General features: G+C 67.8%; 21 protein-coding genes. 16 read left to right on the top strand and 5 right to left on the bottom strand.

Annotation, left to right across the window (positions count from 1 at the left end):
- Nucleotides 1-30: 30 nt before the first annotated feature.
- The 3 genes from ACFOPH_RS04385 to ACFOPH_RS04395 all read right to left on the bottom strand — a co-directional run bounded on the left by ACFOPH_RS04385 (nt 31) and on the right by ACFOPH_RS04395 (nt 3158).
- On the bottom strand, nt 31-1248 hold the full coding sequence (locus ACFOPH_RS04385; protein WP_312552312.1) for an acyl-CoA dehydrogenase family protein: 1218 nt from the start codon (nt 1246-1248) through the stop codon (nt 31-33).
- Nucleotides 1249-1267: 19 nt separating this feature from the next.
- Nucleotides 1268-2311: a phosphotransferase gene (locus ACFOPH_RS04390; RefSeq protein ID WP_312552314.1), complete on the bottom strand. Its 1044-nt coding sequence runs from the start codon at nt 2309-2311 to the stop codon at nt 1268-1270.
- A 142-nt stretch (nt 2312-2453) separates the two neighbouring features.
- Complete coding sequence (locus ACFOPH_RS04395) at nt 2454-3158, bottom strand: histidine phosphatase family protein (RefSeq protein ID WP_379733774.1); 705 nt, start codon at nt 3156-3158, stop codon at nt 2454-2456.
- A gap of 346 nt (nt 3159-3504) precedes the next feature.
- Here ACFOPH_RS04395 and ACFOPH_RS04400 point away from each other — a divergent pair, with 346 nt between their 5' ends.
- The 16 genes from ACFOPH_RS04400 to ACFOPH_RS04475 all read left to right on the top strand — a co-directional run bounded on the left by ACFOPH_RS04400 (nt 3505) and on the right by ACFOPH_RS04475 (nt 20020).
- Complete coding sequence (locus ACFOPH_RS04400) at nt 3505-5208, top strand: GspE/PulE family protein (RefSeq protein ID WP_312552308.1); 1704 nt, start codon at nt 3505-3507, stop codon at nt 5206-5208.
- The gene (locus tag ACFOPH_RS04405) at nt 5208-6446 is read left to right on the top strand and encodes a type II secretion system F family protein (RefSeq protein ID WP_312552306.1); all 1239 of its coding nucleotides are present in this window, start codon (nt 5208-5210) and stop codon (nt 6444-6446) included. The genes ACFOPH_RS04400 and ACFOPH_RS04405 overlap by 1 nt, the downstream gene beginning before the upstream one ends.
- Nucleotides 6443-7024, top strand: coding sequence for a hypothetical protein (locus ACFOPH_RS04410; RefSeq protein ID WP_312552305.1), 582 nt, complete (start codon nt 6443-6445; stop codon nt 7022-7024). The genes ACFOPH_RS04405 and ACFOPH_RS04410 overlap by 4 nt, the downstream gene beginning before the upstream one ends.
- Entirely contained in the window at nt 7024-7518 is a 495-nt protein-coding gene (locus ACFOPH_RS04415; protein WP_379733776.1) for a type II secretion system protein, read from the top strand. The genes ACFOPH_RS04410 and ACFOPH_RS04415 overlap by 1 nt, the downstream gene beginning before the upstream one ends.
- Nucleotides 7519-7579: 61 nt before the next feature.
- Nucleotides 7580-8095, top strand: a complete 516-nt coding sequence (locus ACFOPH_RS04420) for a pilus assembly FimT family protein (protein WP_379733778.1) — start codon at nt 7580-7582, stop codon at nt 8093-8095.
- Complete coding sequence (locus tag ACFOPH_RS04425) at nt 8085-8684, top strand: type II secretion system protein (protein WP_312552299.1); 600 nt, start codon at nt 8085-8087, stop codon at nt 8682-8684. The genes ACFOPH_RS04420 and ACFOPH_RS04425 overlap by 11 nt, the downstream gene beginning before the upstream one ends.
- Nucleotides 8684-9556: a type II secretion system protein gene (locus ACFOPH_RS04430; RefSeq protein ID WP_379733780.1), complete on the top strand. Its 873-nt coding sequence runs from the start codon at nt 8684-8686 to the stop codon at nt 9554-9556. The genes ACFOPH_RS04425 and ACFOPH_RS04430 overlap by 1 nt, the downstream gene beginning before the upstream one ends.
- The gene (locus ACFOPH_RS04435; protein ID WP_379733782.1) at nt 9553-10041 is read left to right on the top strand and encodes an agglutinin biogenesis protein MshP; all 489 of its coding nucleotides are present in this window, start codon (nt 9553-9555) and stop codon (nt 10039-10041) included. The genes ACFOPH_RS04430 and ACFOPH_RS04435 overlap by 4 nt, the downstream gene beginning before the upstream one ends.
- Nucleotides 10041-13112: a DUF6701 domain-containing protein gene (locus ACFOPH_RS04440; RefSeq protein WP_379733784.1), complete on the top strand. Its 3072-nt coding sequence runs from the start codon at nt 10041-10043 to the stop codon at nt 13110-13112. Before ACFOPH_RS04435 ends, ACFOPH_RS04440 begins: the two co-directional genes overlap by 1 nt.
- A 136-nt stretch (nt 13113-13248) precedes the next feature.
- Nucleotides 13249-14190, top strand: coding sequence for an agglutinin biogenesis protein MshI (locus tag ACFOPH_RS04445; protein WP_312552938.1), 942 nt, complete (start codon nt 13249-13251; stop codon nt 14188-14190).
- The gene (locus ACFOPH_RS04450; protein ID WP_379733786.1) at nt 14187-14834 is read left to right on the top strand and encodes a PilN domain-containing protein; all 648 of its coding nucleotides are present in this window, start codon (nt 14187-14189) and stop codon (nt 14832-14834) included. Before ACFOPH_RS04445 ends, ACFOPH_RS04450 begins: the two co-directional genes overlap by 4 nt.
- Entirely contained in the window at nt 14831-15550 is a 720-nt protein-coding gene (locus ACFOPH_RS04455; RefSeq protein ID WP_379733788.1) for a hypothetical protein, read from the top strand. The genes ACFOPH_RS04450 and ACFOPH_RS04455 overlap by 4 nt, the downstream gene beginning before the upstream one ends.
- Nucleotides 15535-15951, top strand: coding sequence for a hypothetical protein (locus ACFOPH_RS04460; RefSeq protein ID WP_379733790.1), 417 nt, complete (start codon nt 15535-15537; stop codon nt 15949-15951). Before ACFOPH_RS04455 ends, ACFOPH_RS04460 begins: the two co-directional genes overlap by 16 nt.
- A gap of 15 nt (nt 15952-15966) precedes the next feature.
- Complete coding sequence (mshL, locus tag ACFOPH_RS04465; RefSeq protein ID WP_379733792.1) at nt 15967-17763, top strand: pilus (MSHA type) biogenesis protein MshL; 1797 nt, start codon at nt 15967-15969, stop codon at nt 17761-17763.
- A complete protein-coding gene (locus ACFOPH_RS04470) occupies nt 17763-18650 on the top strand; it encodes an ExeA family protein (RefSeq protein WP_379733794.1) in 888 nt (295 codons plus the stop codon). The genes mshL and ACFOPH_RS04470 overlap by 1 nt, the downstream gene beginning before the upstream one ends.
- Nucleotides 18647-20020 (top strand): tetratricopeptide repeat protein, encoded by a 1374-nt coding sequence (locus ACFOPH_RS04475; protein ID WP_379733796.1) that lies wholly within the window; start codon nt 18647-18649, stop codon nt 20018-20020. Before ACFOPH_RS04470 ends, ACFOPH_RS04475 begins: the two co-directional genes overlap by 4 nt.
- 86 nt (nt 20021-20106) lie before the next feature.
- Here ACFOPH_RS04475 and ACFOPH_RS04480 read toward each other — a convergent pair whose 3' ends face one another.
- Nucleotides 20107-21729, bottom strand: a complete 1623-nt coding sequence (locus tag ACFOPH_RS04480) for an OmpA family protein (protein ID WP_379733798.1) — start codon at nt 21727-21729, stop codon at nt 20107-20109.
- Nucleotides 21730-21823: 94 nt separating this feature from the next.
- A complete protein-coding gene (locus ACFOPH_RS04485; RefSeq protein WP_379733800.1) occupies nt 21824-23452 on the bottom strand; it encodes an OmpA family protein in 1629 nt (542 codons plus the stop codon).
- Nucleotides 23453-23491 lie beyond the last annotated feature (39 nt).

Genomic DNA, 23491 nt, shown 5'->3' on the forward strand with positions numbered 1-23491 from the left:
CCGTCCTGGCTGTAGATGCCGAGCAACAGCTTATATGTATTTGGCAAGTTCCAGCTTGGCGATCGCGTTGCGGTGCACCTCGTCCGGGCCGTCGGCCAGGCGCAGGGTACGGTTGCCGGCCCACTGGTAGGCCAGCGGGAAGTCGTCCGACACGCCGCCGGCGCCGTGGGCCTGGATCGCCCAGTCCAGCACCTGCTGGGTCACCGTGGGCGCCAGCACCTTGATCATCGCGATCTCGGCCTGGGCCTGCTTGTTGCCGACGGTGTCCATCATGTAGGCGGTCTTCAGGGTCAGCAGGCGCGCGGTGTCGATCCGGATACGCGCTTCGGCGATGCGCTCGCGCCAGACGCCCTGTTCGGAAATCTTGCGGCCAAAGGCGACCCGGCTGTCGAGGCGCCTGCACATCAGCTCCAGCGCGCGCTCGGCCACGCCGATCGACCGCATGCAGTGGTGGATGCGGCCCGGCCCGAGGCGGCCCTGGGCGATCTCGAAGCCGCGTCCTTCGCCGAGCAGCATGTTGGCGCCTGGGACGCGCACGTTCTCGAACAGGATCTCGCAGTGGCCGTGCGGGGCGTCGTCGTAGCCGAACACCGGCAGCGGGCGCTTGATGGTGATGCCCGGGGTGCCGGCCGGCACCAGGATCATCGACTGCTGCTGGTGGCGCGCGGCGTTCGGGTCGGTCTTGCCCATCACGATGAAGATCTGGCAGCGCGGATCGCCGGCGCCCGAGATCCACCACTTGTGGCCGTTGATGACATAGTCGTCCCCGTCGCGTTCGATGCGGGTGGCGATATTGGTCGCGTCCGACGAGGCGACGTCGGGCTCGGTCATGGCGAAGGCCGAGCGGATCTCGCCGCGCAGCAGCGGTTCGAGCCAGCGCGTCTTGTGTTCCTCGGCGGCGTAGCGCTCCAGGGTTTCCATGTTGCCGGTGTCCGGCGCCGAGCAGTTGAACACTTCCGGCGCCCAGGAGACGCGGCCCATGATCTCGCACAGCGGCGCATAGTCGAGGTTCGACAGGCCCTCGGGAGCGCGCGCGGACTTCGGCAGGAACAGGTTCCACAGGCCCTGTTCGCGCGCCAGCGGCTTCAGGCGTTCGATCAGTTCGGTCGGCACCCAGCGGTCGCCGGCGGCGCCGTTGCGGTCGACTTCTTCCTTGAATGCCTTTTCGTTCGGATAAATGTGCTCGTCCATGAAGGCGATCAGGCGCGCCTGCAGTTCCTTGCAGCGGTCGGAATACTCGAAATCCATTACATGTCTCCTTGGGTCCTTAGCGGTTCGCGAATTGCCAGGCCATCTCGGCCATGGGGCGGGCGGCCTTGCCGTTCTGCAGCGCCTGCGCGCTGGAAGCGGTGCCGTCGACATAGCGCTTCATGATGCCCTGCATGATCCCGGCCAGGCGGAACATGTTGTAGGCAAGATAAAAATTGAAATCCTCGGCGCGGATGGTCTTGCCCGTGCGCTCGCAGTAGCGGCGCACGTATTCTTCCTGGTCGGGAATGCCCAGCTCCGCCAGGTCCAGGCCGGCGATGCCGCGGAACTTGCCCGGCGGGATGTGCCAGGACATGCAGTGATAGGAGAAATCGGCGAGCGGGTGGCCCAGGGTCGACAGTTCCCAGTCGAGCACGGCGAGGATGCGGGGCTCGGTCGGGTGGAAGATGATGTTGTCCAGGCGGAAGTCACCGTGCACGATGGACGTGTCCTCGCCCGGCGGGATATTCTGCGGCAGCCATTCGATCAGGCGGTCCATGGCCTCGATCGTCTCGGTCGCCGAGGCTTGATACTGCTTGGTCCAGCGCTCGATCTGGCGCGCGAAATAGTTGCCAGGCTTGCCGTAGTCGGCCAGGCCAATGGCGGCGTAGTCGATCGTGTGCAGCTGGGCGATGACGCGGTTCATCTCGTCGTAGATGGCGCCGCGCTCGCTCGGCGTCATGCCGGGCAGCGACTGCTCCCACAGCACCCGGCCCTCGACGCATTCCATCAGGAAGAAGGCGCGGCCGATCACCGATTCGTCGGTGCACAGCACGATCTGGCGCGGCACCGGGAAGCCGGCGCCGTGCAGGGCCTGCATCACGCGGAACTCGCGGTCGATCGCGTGCGCCGAGGGCAGCAGCTTGGCCGCCGGGCCCGGCTTGGTGCGCAGAACATACTGCTGGCCCCCGGCGCGCAGCTTGAAGGTGGGATTGGATTGCCCGCCCTTGAATTGTTCCACCTCCAGCGGGCCGGCCGGGAAGCCGGGAGCATGTTCCCGCAGCCAGGCGGCAAGCGCCTCGACATCGAATTTCTGGCCTTCGGACACCGGCTTGGTGCCCATCATTTCCTCGTACACTGGCGTCTCCTCCTGTGTTGTTGTCGGCTGATTGTAGCCGATGAAATGCACGACCGTGCTATTTGTCTTTAGTATTTTTTCAAGCGTTTTGCCAGGCGAATCGAGGGGGGGGGCTTCGGCGGCGCCGTCAGCGCGAGCGTTTGTACTGCTCGAACAACTGTTCCATGGTGGTGCTGCGCGCACCGGGCTGCAGCGGGGCAGGGGGCACGTAGTTCACGAAGCGCACCACCCAGTCGGCCGGATCCTCGCCGACGTCGAGCGCGTTGATGCAGCCGGCGGTCTGGGCCAGGCCGCCCAGGAAGAGCCGCTGGCCGGTCAGCGCCAGCGACAGGATGGCGCAGTTGACGCCGCCGTGCAGCACCAGCAGCACCGTGTCCCAATCCGGGGCGGCGCGCAGTTTCTGGATCGCCGGATGCACGCGGTCCATCATCTCGCCGACCGATTCGCCGCCGAGGAAGCGCTGCTCCGGACTGACCAGGCCCTCGAAGGCGCCGGTGAAGGCGCGCTTCAGTTCGGCGGTGGGGATGGTGGACAGGCGCCCGCCGCGGATTTCGTGGAGTTCGGGCCAGGTGTCGAGGTCGATCCGCTGGCCGCTGGCGGCGAGCACCCGGGTGGCGGTCTCGACGGTGCGCGGCAGGCCGGAGACGATCACGCGGTCGAAGCGGATGCCGGCCGCGGCAAAGGCGGCGCCGGCGGCATCGGCCTGGGCGCGGCCTTCCTCGTTGAGGGGGACCTGCTCGGGCAGGACCGGTTTGCCGGCGGCGTCGAAGTAGGTGACGCTGCCGTGGCGCATCAGGAAGATGCGGCGGCGCGTATTCGTTGGTTCTGGCATGAAGTCTCCTGTAGGGTGGGCACGGCGTGCCCACCCGTTACGTGTCGATCCGTTCACCGTTAGCCGTTATTACTCGCTCGCGGGGCAAAGCGGAGTCAATTCCGGATTCATATTCCTTGCATGCATGTCGAGCGACACTTTGCCGCAGCGGACTACGGACTTGTCCGTAACGCGTGGGCACGGAGTGCCCACCCTACGACAGCGTCGCCCTCAGCTCTTATTTATCTTACACGCAGCCACTGCCCAGCGGGGCATTACGGCCACAGAAATAAATTCCAACGGTAAATATTCATTGTTTCTGCCTTAAAATAACTCCCCGTTTCCAGAACAATGTGCAAGGGGTGTCATGGCTAGGCCAGAAAAAGTCCGACTCGGGGAAATCCTGGTCCAACAAAAGCTCTTGTCCGAAGAGCAGCTGAACCAGGCGCTAGCCGACCAGAAGCGCACCGGACGCAAGCTCGGCCGGGTCTTCGTCGAGAACGGCTTCGTCACCGAGGAGCAGATCTCGGGCGCGCTGGCGCGCCAGCTGGACATCCCCTACATCAACCTCAAGTTCTACAACATCAGCGACCAGCTGGTGCGCCTGCTGCCGGAAACGGCCGCGCGGCGCTTTCGCGCGCTGGTGCTGGAAGACCGCCGCGAGACGGTGCTGGTCGGCGTGTCCGATCCGACCGATCTGTTCGCCTATGACGAGATCGCGCGCCTGCTGAAGAAGGGCGTCGAGCTGGCGGTGGTCAACGAGACCGAGGTGCTGCACACCATCGACCGCATCTACCGCCGCACCGACGAGATCACCGATTTCGCGCGCGAGGTCGAGGCCGACGTGGCGGACGCTTTCGTCGACTTCGGCGCCATGACCGCCAATCCGGGGCTGGAAGAAGCGCCCGTGGTCAAGCTGCTGCAGTCGGTGTTCGACGACGCTGCCCAGGTGCGCGCCTCCGACATCCACATCGAGCCCCAGGAAGGGCGGCTGCAGATCCGCTTCCGCATCGACGGCGTGCTGCACCTGCAGACCGAGGCCGACATCAAGGTCGCCACGCCGCTGGCGCTGCGCCTGAAGCTCATGGCCGACCTCGACATCTCTGAGAAGCGCCTGCCGCAGGACGGCCGTTTCGCGGTCAAGGTCAGGAACCAGCGCATCGACGTGCGACTCTCGACCATGCCGACCCAGTACGGCGAGTCGGTGGTCATGCGTCTCCTGAACCAGGCCGGCAATACCCTGCGCCTGGAATCGATCGGCATGCCGCGCAAGATGCTCGAGCGCTTCCGCGCCATCGTCCGCCGCCCGAACGGCCTGGTGCTGGTCACCGGCCCCACCGGTTCCGGCAAGACCACCACCCTGTACAGCGCCCTGGCCGAACTCAATTCGGTCGAGAAGAAGCTGATCACGGTCGAGGACCCGGTCGAATACCGCCTGCAGGGCATCAACCAGGTGCAGGTCAACGAGAAGATCGAGCTCTCTTTTGCCCGGGTGCTGCGCTCGGCGCTGCGTCAGGATCCGGACATCGTGCTGGTCGGCGAAATGCGCGACCAGGAGACCGCCCAGATCGGCCTGCGCGCCGCGATGACCGGCCACCTGGTGCTGTCGACCCTGCACACCAACGACGCCGCCTCGACGCCGCTGCGCCTGATGGACATGGGCGTGCCGCGCTACATGGTGGGCGGCTCGCTGCAGGCCGTGCTGGCCCAGCGCCTGGTGCGCGTGATCTGCGAAAGCTGCAGCACGACCTACGCGCCGACGCCGCCCGAGCGCAGCTGGCTGCGTGCGGAACTGGGCGACTTCGCCGAGCAGGCCCAGTTCTTCCACGGGAAGGGCTGCTCGCACTGCAACGGCACCGGCTACCGCGGCCGCACCGGCGTCTACGAGCTGCTGGAGATGACGCGCGCGGTGACCGATGCCGCCAACCACCCCGACCCGGCCCATTTCCTGAAGGTGGCGCAGGCCGAGATGGCCGGCGAAACCCTGCGCCGCCACAGCGTGCAGCTGGCCGTGCAGGGCCGCACGACCATCGCCGAAGCGATGCGCATCAGTAACCAGGTCGACGACTGATGCCTTTCTTCGCCTACAAGGGCCGCAATGCGCGCGGCGAACTGATGCAGGGCGTGCTCGAGGGACTCGACGCCGGCGCCGTCGCCGACCAGCTGTTCGGCACCGGCGTCACGCCGGTCGAGATCGTGCCGACCACGCGCAAGACGGCCGGCCCCGGCCAGGCCCAGGGCTGGTGGGAGCGCCTGCGCGAAAAACCGGTCAAGTCGATGGACGTGCAGCTGTTCAGCCGCCAGATGCACACGCTGCTCAAGTCCGGCGTGCCGATCATGCGCGGCCTGGCCGGCCTGCAGGAATCAAGCACCAGCCCGTCCTTCGGGCGCGTGATCAAGGACCTGCGCGAGTCGCTCGATTCCGGCCGCGAACTGTCGGCCGCGATGCGGCGGCACCCGGAAGCCTTCTCGACCTTCTACCTGTCGATGGTGCGCGTGGGGGAAATGACCGGCCGCCTGGAAGAGATCTTCCTGCGCCTGTTCGACCACCTCGAATTCGACCGCGACATGCGCGACCGCGTCAAGGCGGCGCTGCGCTACCCGAGCTTCGTCGTGATCGCCATGGTGGTGGCGATGGTGGTGGTGAACATGTTCGTCATCCCGCAGTTCGCCAAGGTGTTCGAAAGCCTGCACACCGAGCTGCCGATCATGACGCGCATCCTGATGGCGACCTCGCGCTTCACCATCGATTACTGGCCCCTGCTGCTGGCGCTGACGGTCGGCGGCTTCCTCGGTTTTCGCTCCTGGGTGGGCTCGAGCAAGGGACGCTACGACTGGGACCGCTACAAGCTGCGCCTGCCGATCGCCGGCAAGATCCTGCACAAGTCGACCATGGCGCGCTTCGCGCGCAGCTTCGCGCTGTCGATGAGGAGCGGGGTGCCCGTGGTGCAGGCGCTGACCGTGGTCTCGCAGACCGCCGACAACGCCTACCTGGCCGCCCGCATCGAGCAGATGCGCGACGGCGTCGAGCGCGGCGAAAGCATCCTGCGCACCTCGACCGCCGCCAACGTGTTCACGCCCATCGTGCTGCAGATGATCGCGGTGGGCGAGGAGACCGGTTCGCTCGACGACCTGCTCGACGAGATCGCGCTGATGTACGAGCGCGAGGTCGACTACGAGCTCAAGACCCTGTCGGCCCAGATCGAGCCAATCCTGATCGTCTTCCTCGGCCTGATGGTGCTGGTGATGGCGCTCGGTATCTTCCTGCCGATCTGGGACCTTGGCCAGGCGGCCCTGCACCGGCAATGAGCAAGCGCTTCGGCCCTGCTGGCCTTCGCATGGCGCGCGGCTTCGCCCTGTTCGAACTGGCGGTGGCCGCCGTCGTGGTTGCCCTGCTCGCCGGAACCTTGCTCCATCGCCTGGCGCCGTATGCCGGACAGTCGGAGGTCGTTGCGGCCAAACAACTCATCCATACGCTGCGCACTGCCCTGGCGCTGCGCTCGGCGCGGGCGGTGGCCAGCGGCGGCCAGGATGCCTTGCTGGCCATTTCGCGTGAGAATCCCATCGAATGGTTGGTCCGGCGCCCGGAAAACTATCTCGGCGAATACTATTCCCCCGACGAGACCAAACTTCATAAGGGTAACTGGTATTTCGATAAAGCCAGCCGGACCCTGGTTTACCTGATGGCCGCACCTAAAAGTTTTTCTGCCGAGACACCGAAATTTCTTAGGTTCAAGGTAGAATTGCTGCGCGTCCCCGGGCCGGTCGAACCAGATGGACGGAACAGGGTCACCGAAGGCCTGGTACTGGCAGAAATCGAAGGCCAGGCGGTTGCCACCACGAACACAGCGGGTCTGATCCGCGCCATTCAAACGGAGAAAAAGTAATGAACAAGAGCATCAAATCGGCCCAAGGCGGCTTCACCCTGATCGAACTGATCGTCGTGATCGTCATCCTCGGCATCCTGGCTGCAACCGCACTGCCGCGCTTCACCAACCTGAGCGGCGAAGCCCGCGTCGCCAGCCTGAACGCCGCGCGCGGCGCCCTGAATGCGACCGCCGCCATGACCCATGGCCGCTGGCTGATCGATCGCACCACCACGCAGAACGTCGAAGGCGTGAACGTCGTCATGGACGCAGCAGGCTACCCGGCAATCGGCACCGCAGCCGATACCACCAACACCGATGCGCTGATGCGCGCTGCCGGCCTGAACGGCGACTACACCGCGACCGTGCAGAACGGCGCGATGCGCGTGGTCCCGAACGGCATCCCGGCCGCCACCGCCGCAAACTGCTTCCTGACCTACACCCCGGCAAACGGCGCCAACACGGCTCCGGCCGTCGCGCTGGCCGGCACCGCCACCGCTGCGAACTGCCAGTAATACCCCGCAGGGCGAGGTGGCTGGCTTGCATTTCCATTCGCAGCGCGCAGCCAGCCACCGCATGGGCCTTCGCCACCGCGGCTTCACCGCGGTGGAACTCATCCTCGTCATCGTCCTCGTCGGCATCGTCTCGGCGCTGGCGATGACGCGCTTTTTCGACCGCAGGGTCTACGATGCCGAGACCGCGACCGAGCAACTGCGCAGCATCCTGCGCTACGGCCAGAAGATCGCCATCGCCCGCCACCGCGACGTTTTCGTCCAGCTTGCACCCAACCGGGTCGCACTGTGCCTGCGCGACCAGGAACCCTGCGCTCCCGAGAACCAGGTGCGCGCGCCCGGCAACGAGAACAGCTGGTCCGACGCCACCCGCGCCGCCTGCGGCGTGCGCACCTGGATGTGCGAGGGCCGTCCGGCCAACGTCACCGCTAATGCCAATGTCGCCACGATCCGCTTCGACGCCCTCGGCCAGCCGCTGCAGCCGGCCGCCGACGGGGCAGTCAACCTGAGCGTGACCATTACCGCCGGCAGTAACACCCGCACCGTCAACGTCGCCGCGGAGACCGGCTATGTATTCTGAGGCCGCCGGGCGCGCGCGCCGCCAGCGCGGCCTGACCATGATCGAGCTGATCATGTTCATCGTGATCGTGGCGATCGCGCTGGCCGGCATCGTCGCGGTGATGCGCCTGGCCACCGCCAACAGCGCCGATCCGCTGCGCCGCAAGCAGGCGCTGATGATCGCCGAGGGGCTGCTCGAGGAAGTGCGTGCGAGCGGCTTCACCCTGTGCGACCCGAGCTCGCCCGACTTCGATACCCAGACTGACCCGACGCAGTGCGCGATCCCCGAGAACTGGGGCCAGGCGGCGCCGGAACCGGTCCATCCTCGGCCCTTCGACAACATCAACGACTACGTGGCGCAGCCGAACGTGGCAACGGCTGCGTTCAACAACGCGGCCGGCGTGCTGACCGACGTCACCGGCACGCCGATCGGCGTCGACGGCTACAGCGCCACGCTGATGGTCTCCCCGGTCCAGCTCAATGGCGTCGGCGCCGCCGGCACGGCTGCCAACACCGACGTACTGCGCATCCGCGTGCGCGTCGCCTTCGACGGCGGCGCCGTCGAGCTCGACGCCTACCGCATGCGCTACGCGCGCCCGGGATTCCAGTGATGCGGCGCGCGCTTCCACACGCTGCGCGCACCGCGCACGGCTTCACCCTGATCGAAACGATCATGGTGATCGTCATCATCGGGATCCTCGGCGCCATCGTCGCGGTCTTCATCCGTGCGCCGGTCCAGGCCTACGCCGACACCGTCGCGCGCGCCGAAGCCACCGACGAGGCCGACCTCGCGCTGCGCCGCATGGCGCGCGACATCCGCCTGGCCCTGCCCAACAGCGTGCGCGTGAACGCCGACGGCAGCGCCATCGAATTCCTGCTCACGACGACCGGCGGACGCTATCTCGCGGTCGAGGACGAGGCGGCGGCGGGCGTGCCGCTGTCGTTCACCGACGCCACGCAGCTGCGCTTCTCGGTGGTCGGCCCGCTGCGCGCGCCGGTGTTCCCGGGCGACCTGGTTGCCGTCTCCAACCTCGGCCTGCCCGGCGCCGATGCCTACGAAGGCACGACCGTTTCTCTCGTGCAGGATGTGGAAGGCGCGGGGACCGGCATGCCGACCATCACCCTGGCGGCCAACCGCTTCGCCCAGCAGCCGCTGCCGATGCCGTCGCCGGACGCGCGTTTCCAGGTCGTGCGCGGGGCGCTGTCCTACCAGTGCGAACCCGCGCCCGGCGGCGGTTTCCAGCTGCGCCGCTACGCCAACCACGACCTGCGGCCGGCGCTGCCGGTGCCGCCCTCGGGCGCGCGCATGACGGCTTCGGTGCTGGCTGCGCGCGTCGCCGCCTGCGCCGGCATCTTCCGCAGCGAGCACCTCGCCGCGCGGCGCGGGGGACTGGTCGTGCTGGCGCTGTCGCTGCGCACGCGCAACCTGGCCGACCCGGCGGTGCGCCTCGTCCACCAGGTCCACCTCGACAATACGCCATGAAGCAGCGCCCATCGATCCCTTCCCATCCACGGCGCGGCGCCGGCGCCGGCCTGGTCACGGCCATCTTCCTGCTGGTGGTGCTGGCCGGACTGGCGGTGGCGCTGGTGGCGGTCTTCGGCGCCCAGCGCCAGTCGGCTGCCCTCGACGAGCAGGGCGCGCGCGCCTACCAGGCCGCGCGCGCCGGCATCGAATGGGGCCTGTTCCAGCGCGCGACGGACGGAGCGGACTGCTCGACCGCCTTCGCGCTGCCCGGCAACTCGCCGCTGGCGGGCTTTTCGGTGAGGGTCGAGTGCGAACCGGTGGACGTCAGCGCCTTCGGGAACACGACGGTGAACCTGGGCCGCTGGATCATCCGCGCCACCGCATGCAGCGGAGCGGCGCCGTGTCCGGCCAACTCGCCAGCCAACTCGCCTGCCAACGCGCCGGCCAACCCGCCGGCCGAGCGTGCCGACTACGTCGAGCGCGTGATCGAGGTGCAGATCTGATGGCGCGGTTCCGTCTCCTGTCGTTCCTGGCCTTGTGCGGCCTGCTGCTGGCGCTGTGCGCGCCGGCGCGCGCCGACACCGCGATCCGCCTGTACAAGAGCTTCAATGGCAGCGTGAACTTCACCGGCACCCAGGTCACGCTGCGCGACTCGAGCAACAGCAGCAACGCCTGTTCGGTCGCCTCGTCCAGCGCCAACCGCAAGGCCGACCTGGTCGTGCCGGCCGGCGCCACCATCCTCTCGGCCCAGCTTTACTGGGCCGGCTCCGGCCCGGCCGACAACACCGTCACCTTCCAGGGCAAATCCATCAGTGCCGAGCGCAAGTACACCTCGGCCACGGCCGGCAACGGCATGAACTACTTCAGCGGCGTGGCCGACGTCACCGACTACGTGAAGGGTTCCGGCACCTATACCTTCTCCGGCCTGACCGTCGCCAACGGCAATCCCTGGTGCGCCTCGCAGGCGGTGCTGGGCGGCTTTTCGCTGCTGGTGGTGTATGCCCACCCGAGCGAGCCCGAGCGCGTGCTGAACCTCTATGAAGGCTTCCGCTACGTCCAGAACGGCGAGATCAGCTTCACCGCCAACAACTTCCGCTGGCCGCGTCCCTGGTGGCCGGTCGTCGAGAAGGCCCGCATCGGCCACATCACCTGGGAGGGCGACGCCACGCTGGCGGGCGGGGGCGAGCGCCTCATTTTCGACGGCAAGGAAATGACCGATGACATGAACCCGGCCGGCAACCAGTTCAATTCGCGCAGCAACATCAACCGCGACTACAACTCCTACGGGATCGACTTCGACGCCTACGACACCGAAGTGGTGCAGTGGATACTCTTCGCGCCCAGCGTGACCACCATCTACCGCACCGGCCAGGACCTGGTCCTGCTGAGCGCCGAGATCCTGGTGGTGCCGACCCTGCCGGTCTCGGACTTGTCGATCCAGATGACGCGTGGCGGCGCGATGCAGGTCGGCCAGCGCGCCACCTACACGATGGTGGTGACCAACAACGGACCCTACACCGAGGCCGGTCCGATCACCGTCACCAACACGCTGCCCGCAGGGATGAGCTACGTCTCGGGCAGCGGCGTGAACTGGACCTGCGGCGCCAGCGGCCAGCTCGTGACCTGCACCTACAAGCCTGCGCTCGCCCCGAACCTGAGCGCGCCGGCGCTGACGATCACGGCCAGCATCGACCAGTCGGGCAAGATGCTCAACACCGCCAGGGTCGACGGCACGTCGGACAACAACGAGGCCAACGACACCGCCAGCGACGAAGCGACCGCGCTCGCCCCGCCGGTCGTCTCCGGCACCGGCTACGTGTTCACCGACCGCGCCTGCGCACCGAAGGTCGCGTATCCGTCGAGCGCCTGCCTGCCGTACAGCGCCACCGTGAACGGCGGCAGCGCCGCGACGATCTACGTGACCGCCGTGCGCGACAAGATGACGGTGGCCCTCAGCGGCACCGAGGAAAAGACCGTGTCGATGCAGTTCGGCCTGGCCTGCCAGGACCCGGCGTCGGCGCCGCCCACGGGTGCCGTCAAGGCCACCTATGCCGGCGCCACGCTGCCCTTCTGCATGAGCAACGGCAGCGTGCCGTCGGCCGGCACCCCCTGGTCGCCGGCGGTGTCGATGAAATTCCCGGCCAACCAGGCCTCGGTTGCCGCGAACTTCGTCTATGCCGACGTCGGCACGGTGCAACTATACCTGCTGGCGAACGGCAACGTTTCGCCGTCCGTCACCTTTACCTCGGTTCCCAAACAGCTGGAATTCCGCAGCATCGTCAGCGCGGGCGGCATGGCCAATCCCGGCGCGGTCGACTATGCCGGCGGCGGCTTCGTGGCGGCCGGCAATGCGTTCTACGGCGTGGTCGGTGCCAGGCTGTTCGACGGCAGCTTTGCCCCGAACTTCGGCCGGGAAACCGGCAACCCGGACGGGGTCGCCGTGGCGTTGTCCGTGCCGCCCGTGGAAAACGTGGAGCAGGTGGCGGGCGCCCTGACGCAGACCCGCACCAGCGCCGTAGGCGGTGTCGGCGTGACAATGCAGTACAGCGAAGTCGGCGTCGTCGTCCTGACGCCTGGGCTGTCGAGCTACCTCGCCACCGGAAGGCAGATCGGCGGCCTGCGCCAGAACGTCGGCCGCTTCTTCCCGGCTTACTACCGGACCAGCATCGAGACCACGCCGTTCGGGTGCGCCGATGCGATGCGCTGCGACCCGGGCTTGAGCGGCGCCGCCTATTCGCGCCAGCCCTTCGAGGTCACGGTCGAGGCCTACAATGCCGAGGACAACGAGCTGAAGAATTTCAAGGGCAAATGGCGTCAGGCGGTGAAACTGGTGGCTGCCGCGGGGCAGGGCGGCGCTGCGCTGCCGGCGGCGGCGGGCAGCCTCGCGCCCGGGACCCTCGCTCCCGGGGCGGGCGCCGACGCCTTCATCCGCGGCACGGCGGAGTTCGAACTGCCGGTCGGCTATGGGCCCGACGACCTGGCAGGCAAGCGCTACACCGATCCGACCGCCGTCTACCTACGGGCCAGTTCGACCGAAACCCTGGCCAGCGGCACGGTCGAAGTCAGCTCGCGCCGCACCAATCCCGAGGATTCGGTGGAAGCCGGGATCATGATCGTCAACGGGCGCCTGAACGTCCCCGGCGCCCAGGGCGTGAACACGCTGCCGACCCCGCTGCGTTTGCAGGCCCAGTACTGGAACGGCAATGCCTGGCTCAACCATGCCGAGGCGCCGGCCGAAGCTTTCATGCCGCTCGACGCGGTCTACAGCTCCTGCGGCGGCGCCCTGGTGCGCGCCGGCCTGGCGCCTGCGCCCGTGGGCAACACCGGCCTGGACAACTGCAATACCGCCCTGGTGCGGGCGGCGTCGAACGACGCCATCACCCTGGCTGGCGGGGCCGGCGTGTTCCGGCTGGCGCCGCCGGGCGCAGGGGCCGGCGGCAGCGTCTGGGTCCGTATGCGCCGGCCCGGGATGGTCAAGGATGGCAAGGAGCGCGACTGGCTCCCGAGCACCCGTGGCCGCGTCCACTTCGGCGCCGGGCGCAGTCCGCTGATCTACCTGCGCGAAGTCTATTGACGAGCCGGCAAGGAAAATCTGCCCAGCAGCCGTGCAAAGTGACAACTTTTTTTGTTCGCTTTGACGCCGTACTTGAATATAATCAAGCCTTTATCGTAAAGACCTGATAGCCGCACCACCACCGAACCGGACCTGCATGCGTTTTTTTAGAAGAGCCAAGAAAAGAGAAGGATGGCTGGCGATCAGCCTGCTGCGCGACGGCATCGCCGCCGTCAGCATGCAGACCGCGCCCGACATCCGTCCCCAGGTCCGTCAGGCGGTGTTTTATCCGGGCAAGGTTGGACCGGAACTGCTGGAGAAACTGGGACGCGAACTGCATGCGAACGCCTACCGCTGCAGCACGGTCCTGGCCGGCGGCGAATACCAGATCCTGTCGGTCGACGCGCCCAACGTCGAGGCGAGCGAGCTGAAGACGGCGGTGCGCTGGCGCCTGAAGGACATGCTCGACTTTCACATCGACGACGCCACCATCGACGTGCTCGACCTGCCGGTCGACAGCGCGGCGGCCGGGCGCGCCCAGCACTCGATGTTCGCGATCGCGGCGCGCAACAGCACCATCGAGGCGCGCCAGAAGCTGTTCGCCGGCGCGAAGGTCGAGCTGTCGGTGATCGACATTCCCGAGATGGCGCAGCGGAACATCGCGGCCATGATCGAGCCCGAGGGCCGCGGCCTGGCCATGCTCTCCTTCGGCGACGAAGGCGGCCTGCTGACCGTCTCCTACAAGGGCGAGCTGTACCTGGCGCGGCGCATCGACATCGCGCCCGAGCAGCTGCTCGACCCCGACCTCGAACGCCGGCACCACAGCTTCGACCGCGTCACGCTCGAGCTGCAGCGTTCGCTCGACAACTTCGAGCGCCAGTATTCCTTCGTCAGCGTGGCCAAGCTGGTGCTGGCGCCGTCGACCATCGCCGGGCTCGAGGACTACCTGTCGAGCAACCTCTACATGCCGGTCGACACGCTCGACCTGGCCACGCTGTTCGACTTCGGCCGCGCGCCGGAACTGGCCGACCAGGCCCTGCAGCAACGCTTCCTGGTGCCGCTCGGTGCGGCCCTGCGCCACGAGGAGACGGTGCTGTGAGCCAGCAGATCAACCTGTTCAATCCGATCTTCCTGCAGCAGAAGAAGATATTCTCCAGCAAGACGATGGCCCAGGCGCTCGGCGTGCTGACGCTGGGCGTGGCCGCCATGGCGGTCTACGGCAACGTGCGCGTGACGGCGCTCCAGCGCCAGGCCGACGCCGGCGCGGCCCAGCTCCAGCAGCGCGAGGCGCGGCTGGCGGCAGTCACGGCCGAGTTCGCGCCGCGCCAGAAGGATCCGCTGCTCGCCGCCGAGGTGCAGGAGGCCGAACGCCAGCTCGGCGCCCTGCGCGAGGTGTCCGGCGTGCTGCAGCGCGGAGAGCTGGGCAATACCCGTGGCTATGCCGAGTACTTCCGCGCGCTGGCGCGCCAGCATGTCGACGGCCTGTGGCTGACCGGTCTCACGATCAATGGCGCCGGCAGCGAGATCGGCGTGCGCGGCCGCGCCCTCGATCCGGCCGCGGTGCCGGGCTACCTGACGCGCCTGACGCGCGAACCCATCCTGCAAGGCAAGGGCTTCGGCAGCCTCTCGATCTCGGAAGGAGCGAAGGAAGGCGCTGCGGGCATGCCGGCAGCGGCGCAGCCGCCCTCGTCACCATTCATCGAATTCAGCCTGCAATCGAACAGCGAGGCGCCGCGCCCATGAAACAAGCCTGGATAAAATTCGCGGCGCGCATCGACGCCTTGACGCTGCGCGAACGGATCATGGTGTTCGCGGCCAGCGCCGCCGCCATCGTGTTCCTGCTGCACTTCTTCGCGCTCGGACCCCAGCTGCGCCGGCAGGATGCGCTGAAGGCGCAGATCGGCCAGCAGAGCAACAACATCGAAGGCATCGACAACGAGATCCGCGCGCGCGTCGAGGCGGCGCAGCGCGATCCGGACGCGCCGGCGCGCGAACGCCTGGCCGCGGTGCGCAAGGAAACCGAGGCGCTGAGCCTGCAGCTGCGCGCAATGCAGAATGGCCTGGTCGCGCCCGAGCGCATGGCGCCGCTGCTCGACAGCATCCTGCGCGCCAACGGGCGCCTCAGCCTGGTGTCGGTGCGCACGCTGCCGGCCGAGTCGGTGCTGGAAGCGGGGCGTCGCGCGATGGCAGAAAGCGTCGCCCCGGCGCCGGGTGCAGCGGCCCCGGCGGGTGCGCCGGGCACCGAGTCCAGCCCTGCCGAGCTGCTCTACCGCCACGGCGTCGAGATCACGGTGCGCGGCAACTACCTCGACATGGTCGACTACATGGCCGCGCTGGAAAGCCTGCCGACCCAGCTGTTCTGGGGCCGCGCCGAGCTCGCGGCCGAAACCTGGCCGGCGTCGCGCCTGAGCCTGACGCTCTACACCCTCAGCCTGGACCGCAAATGGATGAAGCTGTGAACCGCCTGCGCCCGATGGTCCTGTGCCACGTCGGCCTGTTGATCGCCGCCTGTGCGCTGCCGGCGGCGGCCCAGGCGCTGCGCGACCCGACCCGGCCGCCGGCATCGATGATGAGCGGTTCGGCCGCCGCACCCGCAGCCGCGGCCGCGGCTGCGGGCCCGCAACTCCAATCGATCCTGATCGCGCGCGAACCGGGCGGGCGCCACGTCGCCGTGATCGACGGCGACACCGTGCGCCTGGGCGAACTGTACAAGGGCGCGCGCGTGACGCGCATGAGCGCGAACGAGGTCGAGCTGGTGCGCGGCCGCGAGCGGCGCGTGCTGAAACTGAACCCCAACGCCGCGCCGACGCCCACGCCCACGCGGTCTGGCAGCGCAAGCGTGCGAGCAAGCAGGGACTGACGGGAACCAATGACGATGCGAAAACACCTACTCTCAACGAGCGTCCTGTCGGGCGCCGCACTGCTCGCCGGCTGCCAGGGCACGCCGCCCCATGCGACCTACGACAAGATCAAGCGCGAAGTCGCCACCGCCAGTGCCGCCAGCAGCGGGCCCGCAGGTCACGGCGCGCCGGCCAACGACGCCGTGGCCGATGCGCTGCTGCCGCCGGCGGCAAAGCTGGCGCAGGAGCTGCCGAAGGCCAGGCCGGCGCTGGAGGAGCGCTTCAACGTCGCTTTCAACAACGTCCCCGCCCAGCAGTTCTTCCGCTCGATCGTCGCCGGCACGCGCTACAACATGCTGGTGCATCCGGAGGTGTCCGGCACCATCAGCGCCAACCTGAAGGACGTGACCCTGCAGGAGACGCTGGAGGCGATCCGCGAGATGTACGGCTACGACTACAAGATCGAGGGCAACCGGGTGACGATCCGTCCGCTGACCATGCAGACCCGCATGTTCCGCGTGAACTACCTGGTCGGCAGCCGCCGCGGCACGTCGAACCTGCGCGTGACCTCGACCTCGGTGCAGAACGCCGGCACCAACAACAACGGCAGCGGCAGCCAGGGCCTGGGCGTGGGCAACCAGGGCAACAACCAGAATAACCAGAACAACCCGAACAATCCTAACGGCCAGGGCAATACCCAGCTCGAGAGCACCGACGTCAACACCTCGTCCGAGAACGACTTCTGGACCGACCTGCGCGAATCGATCGCGGCCATCGTCGGCTCGAAGGAGGGCGGGCGCAGCGTGGTGGTCAGCCCGCAGTCGGGCGTGCTGGTGATCCGCGCCATGCCTGAGGAGCTGCGCAACGTCGACGCCTACCTGAAGGCGACCCAGCTGGCGGTCGACCGCCAGGTGATCCTGGAAGCGAAGATCCTCGAGGTCGAGCTGAACGAGCAGTTCCAGAGCGGCATCAACTGGGCCTCGTTCGCCTCGATCAAGAGCTCGCACCCGAACCGCGTCTCGACCGGCATGATCTCGCCGGGCACCGGCTTGGCGCCCTTGCCCTACACCGGCGGCCAGCCGCCGGTGATCAGCAACGGCACCGGCCTCTCGGCCAGCACCGGTTTTTCGCTGTCGAACGCGGCCAACGCGGCCGGCTCGCTGTTCGGCCTGGCGGTCCAGACCAACAACTTCGCGGCCCTGATTTCCTTCCTCGAATCGCAGGGCACCGTGCACGTGCTGTCGAGCCCGCGCATCGCCGCCGTCAACAACCAGAAGGCGGTGCTGAAGATCGGCACCGACGAGTTCTACGTGACCGGCGTTACCACCACCATCAACAGCAACACCACCGGCGACACCGTCACCCCGAGCGTGACCCTGCAGCCCTTCTTCTCCGGCGTGGTGCTGGACGTGACGCCGCAGATCGACGACAGCGGCAACATCCTGCTGCACGTGCATCCCTCGGTGAGCCAGGTCAGTACCGTGACCAAGGGCGTGAACCTGGGCTCGGCCGGTTCGCTCACGCTGCCGCTGGCGGCCTCGAGCACCTCCGAACTCGACAGCATCGTGCGCGGCCAGGATGGCCAGGTGGTGGCGATCGGCGGCCTGATGCGCCAGGCCGCGACCGACGACACCGGCCAGCTGCCGGGCGCCGGCCGGGTGCCGGTGCTGGGTGCGCTGTTCCGCAACAAGAACAAGATCAGCCAGAAGCGCGAGCTGGTGGTGCTGATCAAGCCGACCATCGTCGACAGCGCCAACAGCTGGAACCGCGACCTGCTCGACGCCACGCGCCGCATCGAGCAGCTCGACCCGCGCACCCTGGAGCGCCGGTAATGTATCAAGCGCATTTCGGCCTGCGTGAGCTGCCGTTCGGCATTACGCCGGACACGAGTTTCTTTTTCGGCAGCGCGCGCTCGCAGGAAGCGCTGAACACCTTGCTGATTGCCGCCCGCAGCGGCGAAGGCTTCATCAAGATCACGGGCGAGGTCGGCACCGGCAAGACCCTGCTGTGCCGCAAGTTCATGGCGACCCTGGGCGCGGATTTCATCACCGCCTGGCTCCCCAACCCTTTCCTGGAGCCGCGCACGCTGATGCTGGCCCTGGCCGACGAGCTGGAGCTAATGCTCGACCGCGAGGTCGACCAGCACCAGCTGCTGCGCACGATCACCCACCACCTCCTGATGCTGGCCGGGCAGGGCAAGCGCGTGCTGCTGTGCATCGACGAGGCCCAGGCGCTGCCGCTCGAGACGATGGAGGCGCTGCGCCTCTTGACCAACCTCGAGACGGAAAAGCGCAAGCTGCTGCAGATCGTCCTGTTCGGCCAGCCCGAGCTGAACCGCAAGCTGGAGCACGAGTCGATCCGCCAGCTGGCCCAGCGCATCACTTTTCACTACCACCTCGGCCCGCTGAGCCGGGATGACCTCGACTACTACATCGCGCACCGCCTGCGGGTGGCGGGCCACGACGGCGCGCGCCTGTTCTCGCGCCGCGCCGTGGCGCGCCTGTACCGCGCCAGCGGCGGTATTCCGCGCCTGGTGAACATCCTGGCGCACAAGGCGCTGATGCTGTGCTATGGCCAGGGCCGGCACGAGGTGAGCGCGGCCCACGTGGCGGCCGCGGCGCGCGACACGATGGCGGCGCGGCCGCGCCGCTGGCCCTGGGTCGCCGGCGCCGGGGTGCTTGCCGGCATGGCGGGACTTGCCTGGACCTTTGTACGATGAGCCTGATAAATAAAATGTTGCAGGACCTCGATGCGCGCGGCAACGCGCGCAGCGCGGACATCCCGCTGGACGTCAAGCCGGTGCCGCAGCCCGCCGCCAGGCCGCCGCTGCGCCGCATCGCGGCGATCACCGCCGCGCTGCTGGCCGTGGCCCTGGGTACGGCGGCCTGGATCATGTTGCCGATCAAGGGCAAGACCTTCGATCCGCGTCCGCCGGCGCCGAGCGCGCAAGCGGCGCCGGCTCCCGTGCCGGCCCCGGCCCCGGTCGAAGAGGCGCCGGTCACCGTGGCCGAGGTCGCGCCAGCGCCTGCGCCGGCCGCAGCCGCGCCGCAGGAGGCGGAAGAACCGGCCCCGGCAGCGGCTCCCGTCCCCGCAAAGGAAGCGGCGCCGGCGCGCGCCAGGCCGACCGCTGCGCCGAGCGCGGCCCGGCCGCCCGTCGAGGCCCCGCGTCTGGCGCGCGAAACGCCCGCGGCCCCGGCTGTCGTACCAGCTGCATCGGCCGCATCGACCACCACCTGGGCCGTCGCCAGCGCCCGCGCCCGCGCCGAGGAAGAACGCCTGGCGCGGCGCTGGGCCGCCGAGGAACGCAGGATCGCCGCGCTGCCCGCGGGCGAACGCGCTGCCGCAGCGCGCCGCCTGCGCGCCGAGCAGGACAGCGCGGCGCGCAAGGCGCGCACGGAAGCGGCCTGGATCGCAGCGCTCAAGCGCAAGGAAAGCGCCGCCGGCACCCTGGCGGGCGAAGCGGAAGGGGGCGAGGCGCGTCCCGGCGCCGGCCGGGCCGCGCCTGCGGGCCGCAGCGAAACGGCGCTGCAGCGCGCCGACAACGGCTACCGCCGCGCGCTGGCCAGCCTGCAGGAAGGCCGCGTGACGGACGCCATTGCCGGCCTGCAGGCGGCGCTGCGCATCAATCCAAGACACGAGGCCGCGCGCCAGACCCTGGTCGGCCTGTTGATCGAGAATAAACGCATCGACGAGGCGATGGGCGAGCTGCAGCAAGCGTTGACGCTGGACGCGCGCCAGCCGGCGCTGGCGATGCTGCTGGCGCGCCTGCAGATCGAGCGCGGCGGCAGCGGCATCGAGGTCCTGCTGCGCACCCTGCCTTACGCGGCGGGCGACGCCGACTATCACGGCTTCCTGGCCGGTGCCCTGCAGCGCCAGGGACGCCACCGCGAAGCGGCCGAGCAATACCAGACGGCGTTGCGCGGCGTGCCGGGCAAGGCGGTGTGGTGGATGGGCCTGGGCATCTCGCTGCAGGCCGAGAAACGCAATGCCGAGGCCCTGGACGCCTTCCGGCGGGCCCAGGGCAGCGGCGCGCTGTCGCAGGAACTGCAGGGCTTCGTCGAGCGCAAGATCGCCCAGCTGGGGCACTAAAGCGCCACTACCTCGAAAAAAGCCCGTCGTTCCCGCAGAAGCGGTCGCGACGGGCTGGTTCGTTGCAGCCCCTGCTGGGATACGCTTCAGATCCGGACCAGCTCGACCCGGCGGTTCCTGGCCCGGCCGGCCTCGTCCTTGTTGTCGGCCAGCGGGCGGCTGGCGCCGTGGCCGGCGACGCGCAGGCGGCCGGCGTCGATCCCATCCTTGACCAGCTGCTGCACTACCGCCTCGGCGCGCTGGTGCGACAAGGCCTGGTTGCGCGCCGCGTTGCCGCTGTCGTCGGTATGCCCCTCGATTGCCAGCTTCAGGCCGCTGTCGTTCTTCAGCAGCCTGGCGATTTCCTCGACCGTCGGCTTGCCGTCGGGACGGATCGTGGCCTTGTCGGTGTCGAAGTTGATGTAGAGCGCGATCTTGCCCTTGTCGGCCAGTTCCTTGCGCATCGTGTCCGCAGTGACCAGGGACACCCGCTGCTGCATCGTCTTTTCCTCCACCGCCATGAGGCTGGTCTCGCTTTCGTTGAGCATCAGCACCAGCCAGATGTTTTTTTCCGGCGTGCGCACCAGGTAGCTGTCGTAGGACATGTTCTGGTCTCGTACACGCATCTTTTCGTGGCGTAGCTTGTATTCGTCCACGTTCTGGTTGGTGTTGGCAGCGATCAGGGCCTTGTCGTCCGGGCCCACCGCGTTGACCTTCACGCCGCCCATGCCCTTGATGGCGGCCTCGTAGTTGCGCCGCACGGCCATCTGCGACATGCCGGCGTTCCGGTTCCGGAAGCTGCGCTGCTCGACCTTGCCTTCGACGGCACTCAAGGTTTTGCCCACGATGACGTGGACGGCGTCGAAGTTGGCTTTATCGGTGTTCTGGAAACCCGCGTGCAGTCCTGGCGGATAGGCCAGGTAGGGGAAGGGCGGCAGGGAAGCGGTCGTGACCGGCAGGGCGTCGATGTCCAGCGGTTGCGCGGCCGTTGGTGGCGCGCCGGTGGCCGTGACGGCATTGGCGGCGCCACCCTCGTAGCCGATCGTCTGGGTGAACGGTTTTTCCTCGACCGCGAGCAGGCTGGTGCTGCTGTCGTTGGTCATGATCGCGATCCAGTGCCGTGCCGCGCCCTTGCGCACCAGGTAGACGTCATAGGACATCCGGAGGTCCGGTACCAGCAACATCTTCTTGCGCAGGACATAATCGTCGCCGCCGGCGGCCGCAATGATGTTCTTGTCCTCCGGCCCCACGGTATTCACCTTGACCGCACCCATCTCGCGCATCGCGTTCTCGTAATTGCGGCGCACTTCCAGTTCGGACATTTCGGCATTGCGGTGATTGAAGGTGCGCGTCGCGACCCGCCCTTCGAGCGGATGCAGCTGGTCGCCGAGGATGACGTAGACCCGGTCCATCGGCACGTCGGTGGTCGATTGGAAGGCTTCGTGCAGCTTGTCCGGATAGTTCACGTAGGGGAAGGGTGGGATGGTGCCGCTTGCCTCGGGCACGGTGCCGAAGTCGAAGGGCTTTGCCGGCGGCGCTGGCTTCGCCCCGGTCGCGTCCGGCGCCTGCTTGGGTGATGCCGGCGCGGCGGCAGCGTCGACGCTGCTGCTGGCGCCCGCGGCGGCCTGGGTATCACCGGCCGGTAAGTCCGGCGCCTCCTTCTTGCAGGCGGCGAGCGGAAGCGACAGCGAAACGAGGACGGCAAGGAGGCGTAGCGAAATTGTTTTCATTCGGTCGTGTAGTAAAGATGCAGGCTGGGCGGCCTTGCTGCTGGGTTGGGGAACGGCGGTTTGGCTGAGCCGCACGCCACGGGGGCGGCGCAGCCTATATCTTGATCAATTCGACGCGGCGGTTCTTCGCCCGGCCGGCCTCGTCCTTGTTGTCGGCGAGCGGGCGGGCGGCGCCGTGGCCGGCGGCACGCAGCCGGCCGGCGTCGATGCCCCCCTTGACCAGGTATTGCACCACTGCCTCGGCGCGCTGGCGCGACAGCACCTGGTTGCGCGCGGCGTTGCCGCTGTCGTCGGTGTGGCCTTCGATCGCCAGCTTCAGGCCGCTGTCGTTCTTGAGCAGCGTGGCGATTTCTTCGACGGCCGGCCTGGCATCGTCCCGGATGTCGGCCTTGTCGGTATCGAAATTGATGTAGAGCGCAACCTTGCCCTTGTCGGCCAGTTCCTTGCGCATGGTGTCGGCCGTGACCAGCGAGACGCTCTGGTTCATCGCTTTTTCCCTGACGGCGAGCAGGCGGGTCTTGCCGTCGCCGAACATCAGGACCAGCCACACGTTCGCCTCCGGCGTGCGGACAAGGTAGCTGTCATACGACATCAGGAAATTTGGGACGCGCAGTTTCTCGTCCCGCAAGGTCGACGCCTTCATCCCTGCGGACGTATTGGCGGCAAGGAAGGCCGGGTCGTCGTGACTGACGGCATTGACCTTCACGCCTCCCAGACCCTTGATGGCCGCCTCGTAATTGCGGCGCAGCGCCAGCTCGGACATGTCGGCGGCGCTATTGGCGAAGCTGCGCGTCTCGACCTCGCCCTCGACCATGCGCAATTCCTTGCCGACGATGATGCCGACGGCATCGAAGTTGACATGGCTGGTCTTACGGGAGGTTTCATGCAAGCCCGGGGGATAGTCCAGGTAGGGGAAGGGCGGCAGCGTTGCGGTCGTCACGGCAAGCGCATTGACGTCGACCGGCTGCGGAGCGGCCGGCGGTGCGCCGCTGGCGCTGACCGGCGTCGTCGCGCCGCTGGCGCCGACGTAGCCGATCGTCTGAATGAATGGCTTTTCCTCGATCGCCAACAAGCGTGTCGTATCCCTGTTGCTCATCACCACGATCCAGTGGCGTGTGTCCCCTTTGCGTACAAGGTAGACGTCATACGACATGCCGATATCCGGGATCCACATCTTTTCGCGTTGCACCTTCCGCCGCTCGGCATCAGGGATCAAGCTGGGCTCGTCCGGCGCGACGCTGTTGACTTTCACGGCGCCCAGTTCGCGCATGGCGTTTTCATAATTGCGGCGCACTTCGAGCGCGGACATCTTTGCATGCATGTGGTCGAAAGTGCGTGTCGCGACACGGCCCTCCACCGGATGCAAGCGCTTGCCGAGGATGACGAGGACGCTGTCGAGCGGAACGTCCCGGGTTGCGCGGTTTCCAGCAGGGAGCGTCGACGGGTAGTCGACGTAGGGGAAGGGCGCAATGGCGCCGCTCGCCTCGGGCACGCTGCCGAAATCGAAGGCCTGTTCGGCCGGCGCGGGCGCTGAACCGGTGGTCGCGCCGGGATTGCCTGCGGCAGCCGCCGGGTCGGTTGCAGCGTGCGTGCCGCGGCTTGAGGTATCCACCGATGCGGGGGCGGTGGTGGCCTGCGTGGCGGCGGCCTCCTTCTTGCAGGCGGCGAGCGGAAGGCAGAGGGTGACAAGGAGAGGCAGAAGGCGCAGTGGGGTCGTTTTCATTGGTTCGAACAGGACGGGCGACCGGCGGATCGCCGCGTT

It is taken from the genome of Massilia haematophila (assembly GCF_042647645.1).
Lineage (GTDB): Bacteria > Pseudomonadota > Gammaproteobacteria > Burkholderiales > Burkholderiaceae_D > Telluria > Telluria haematophila.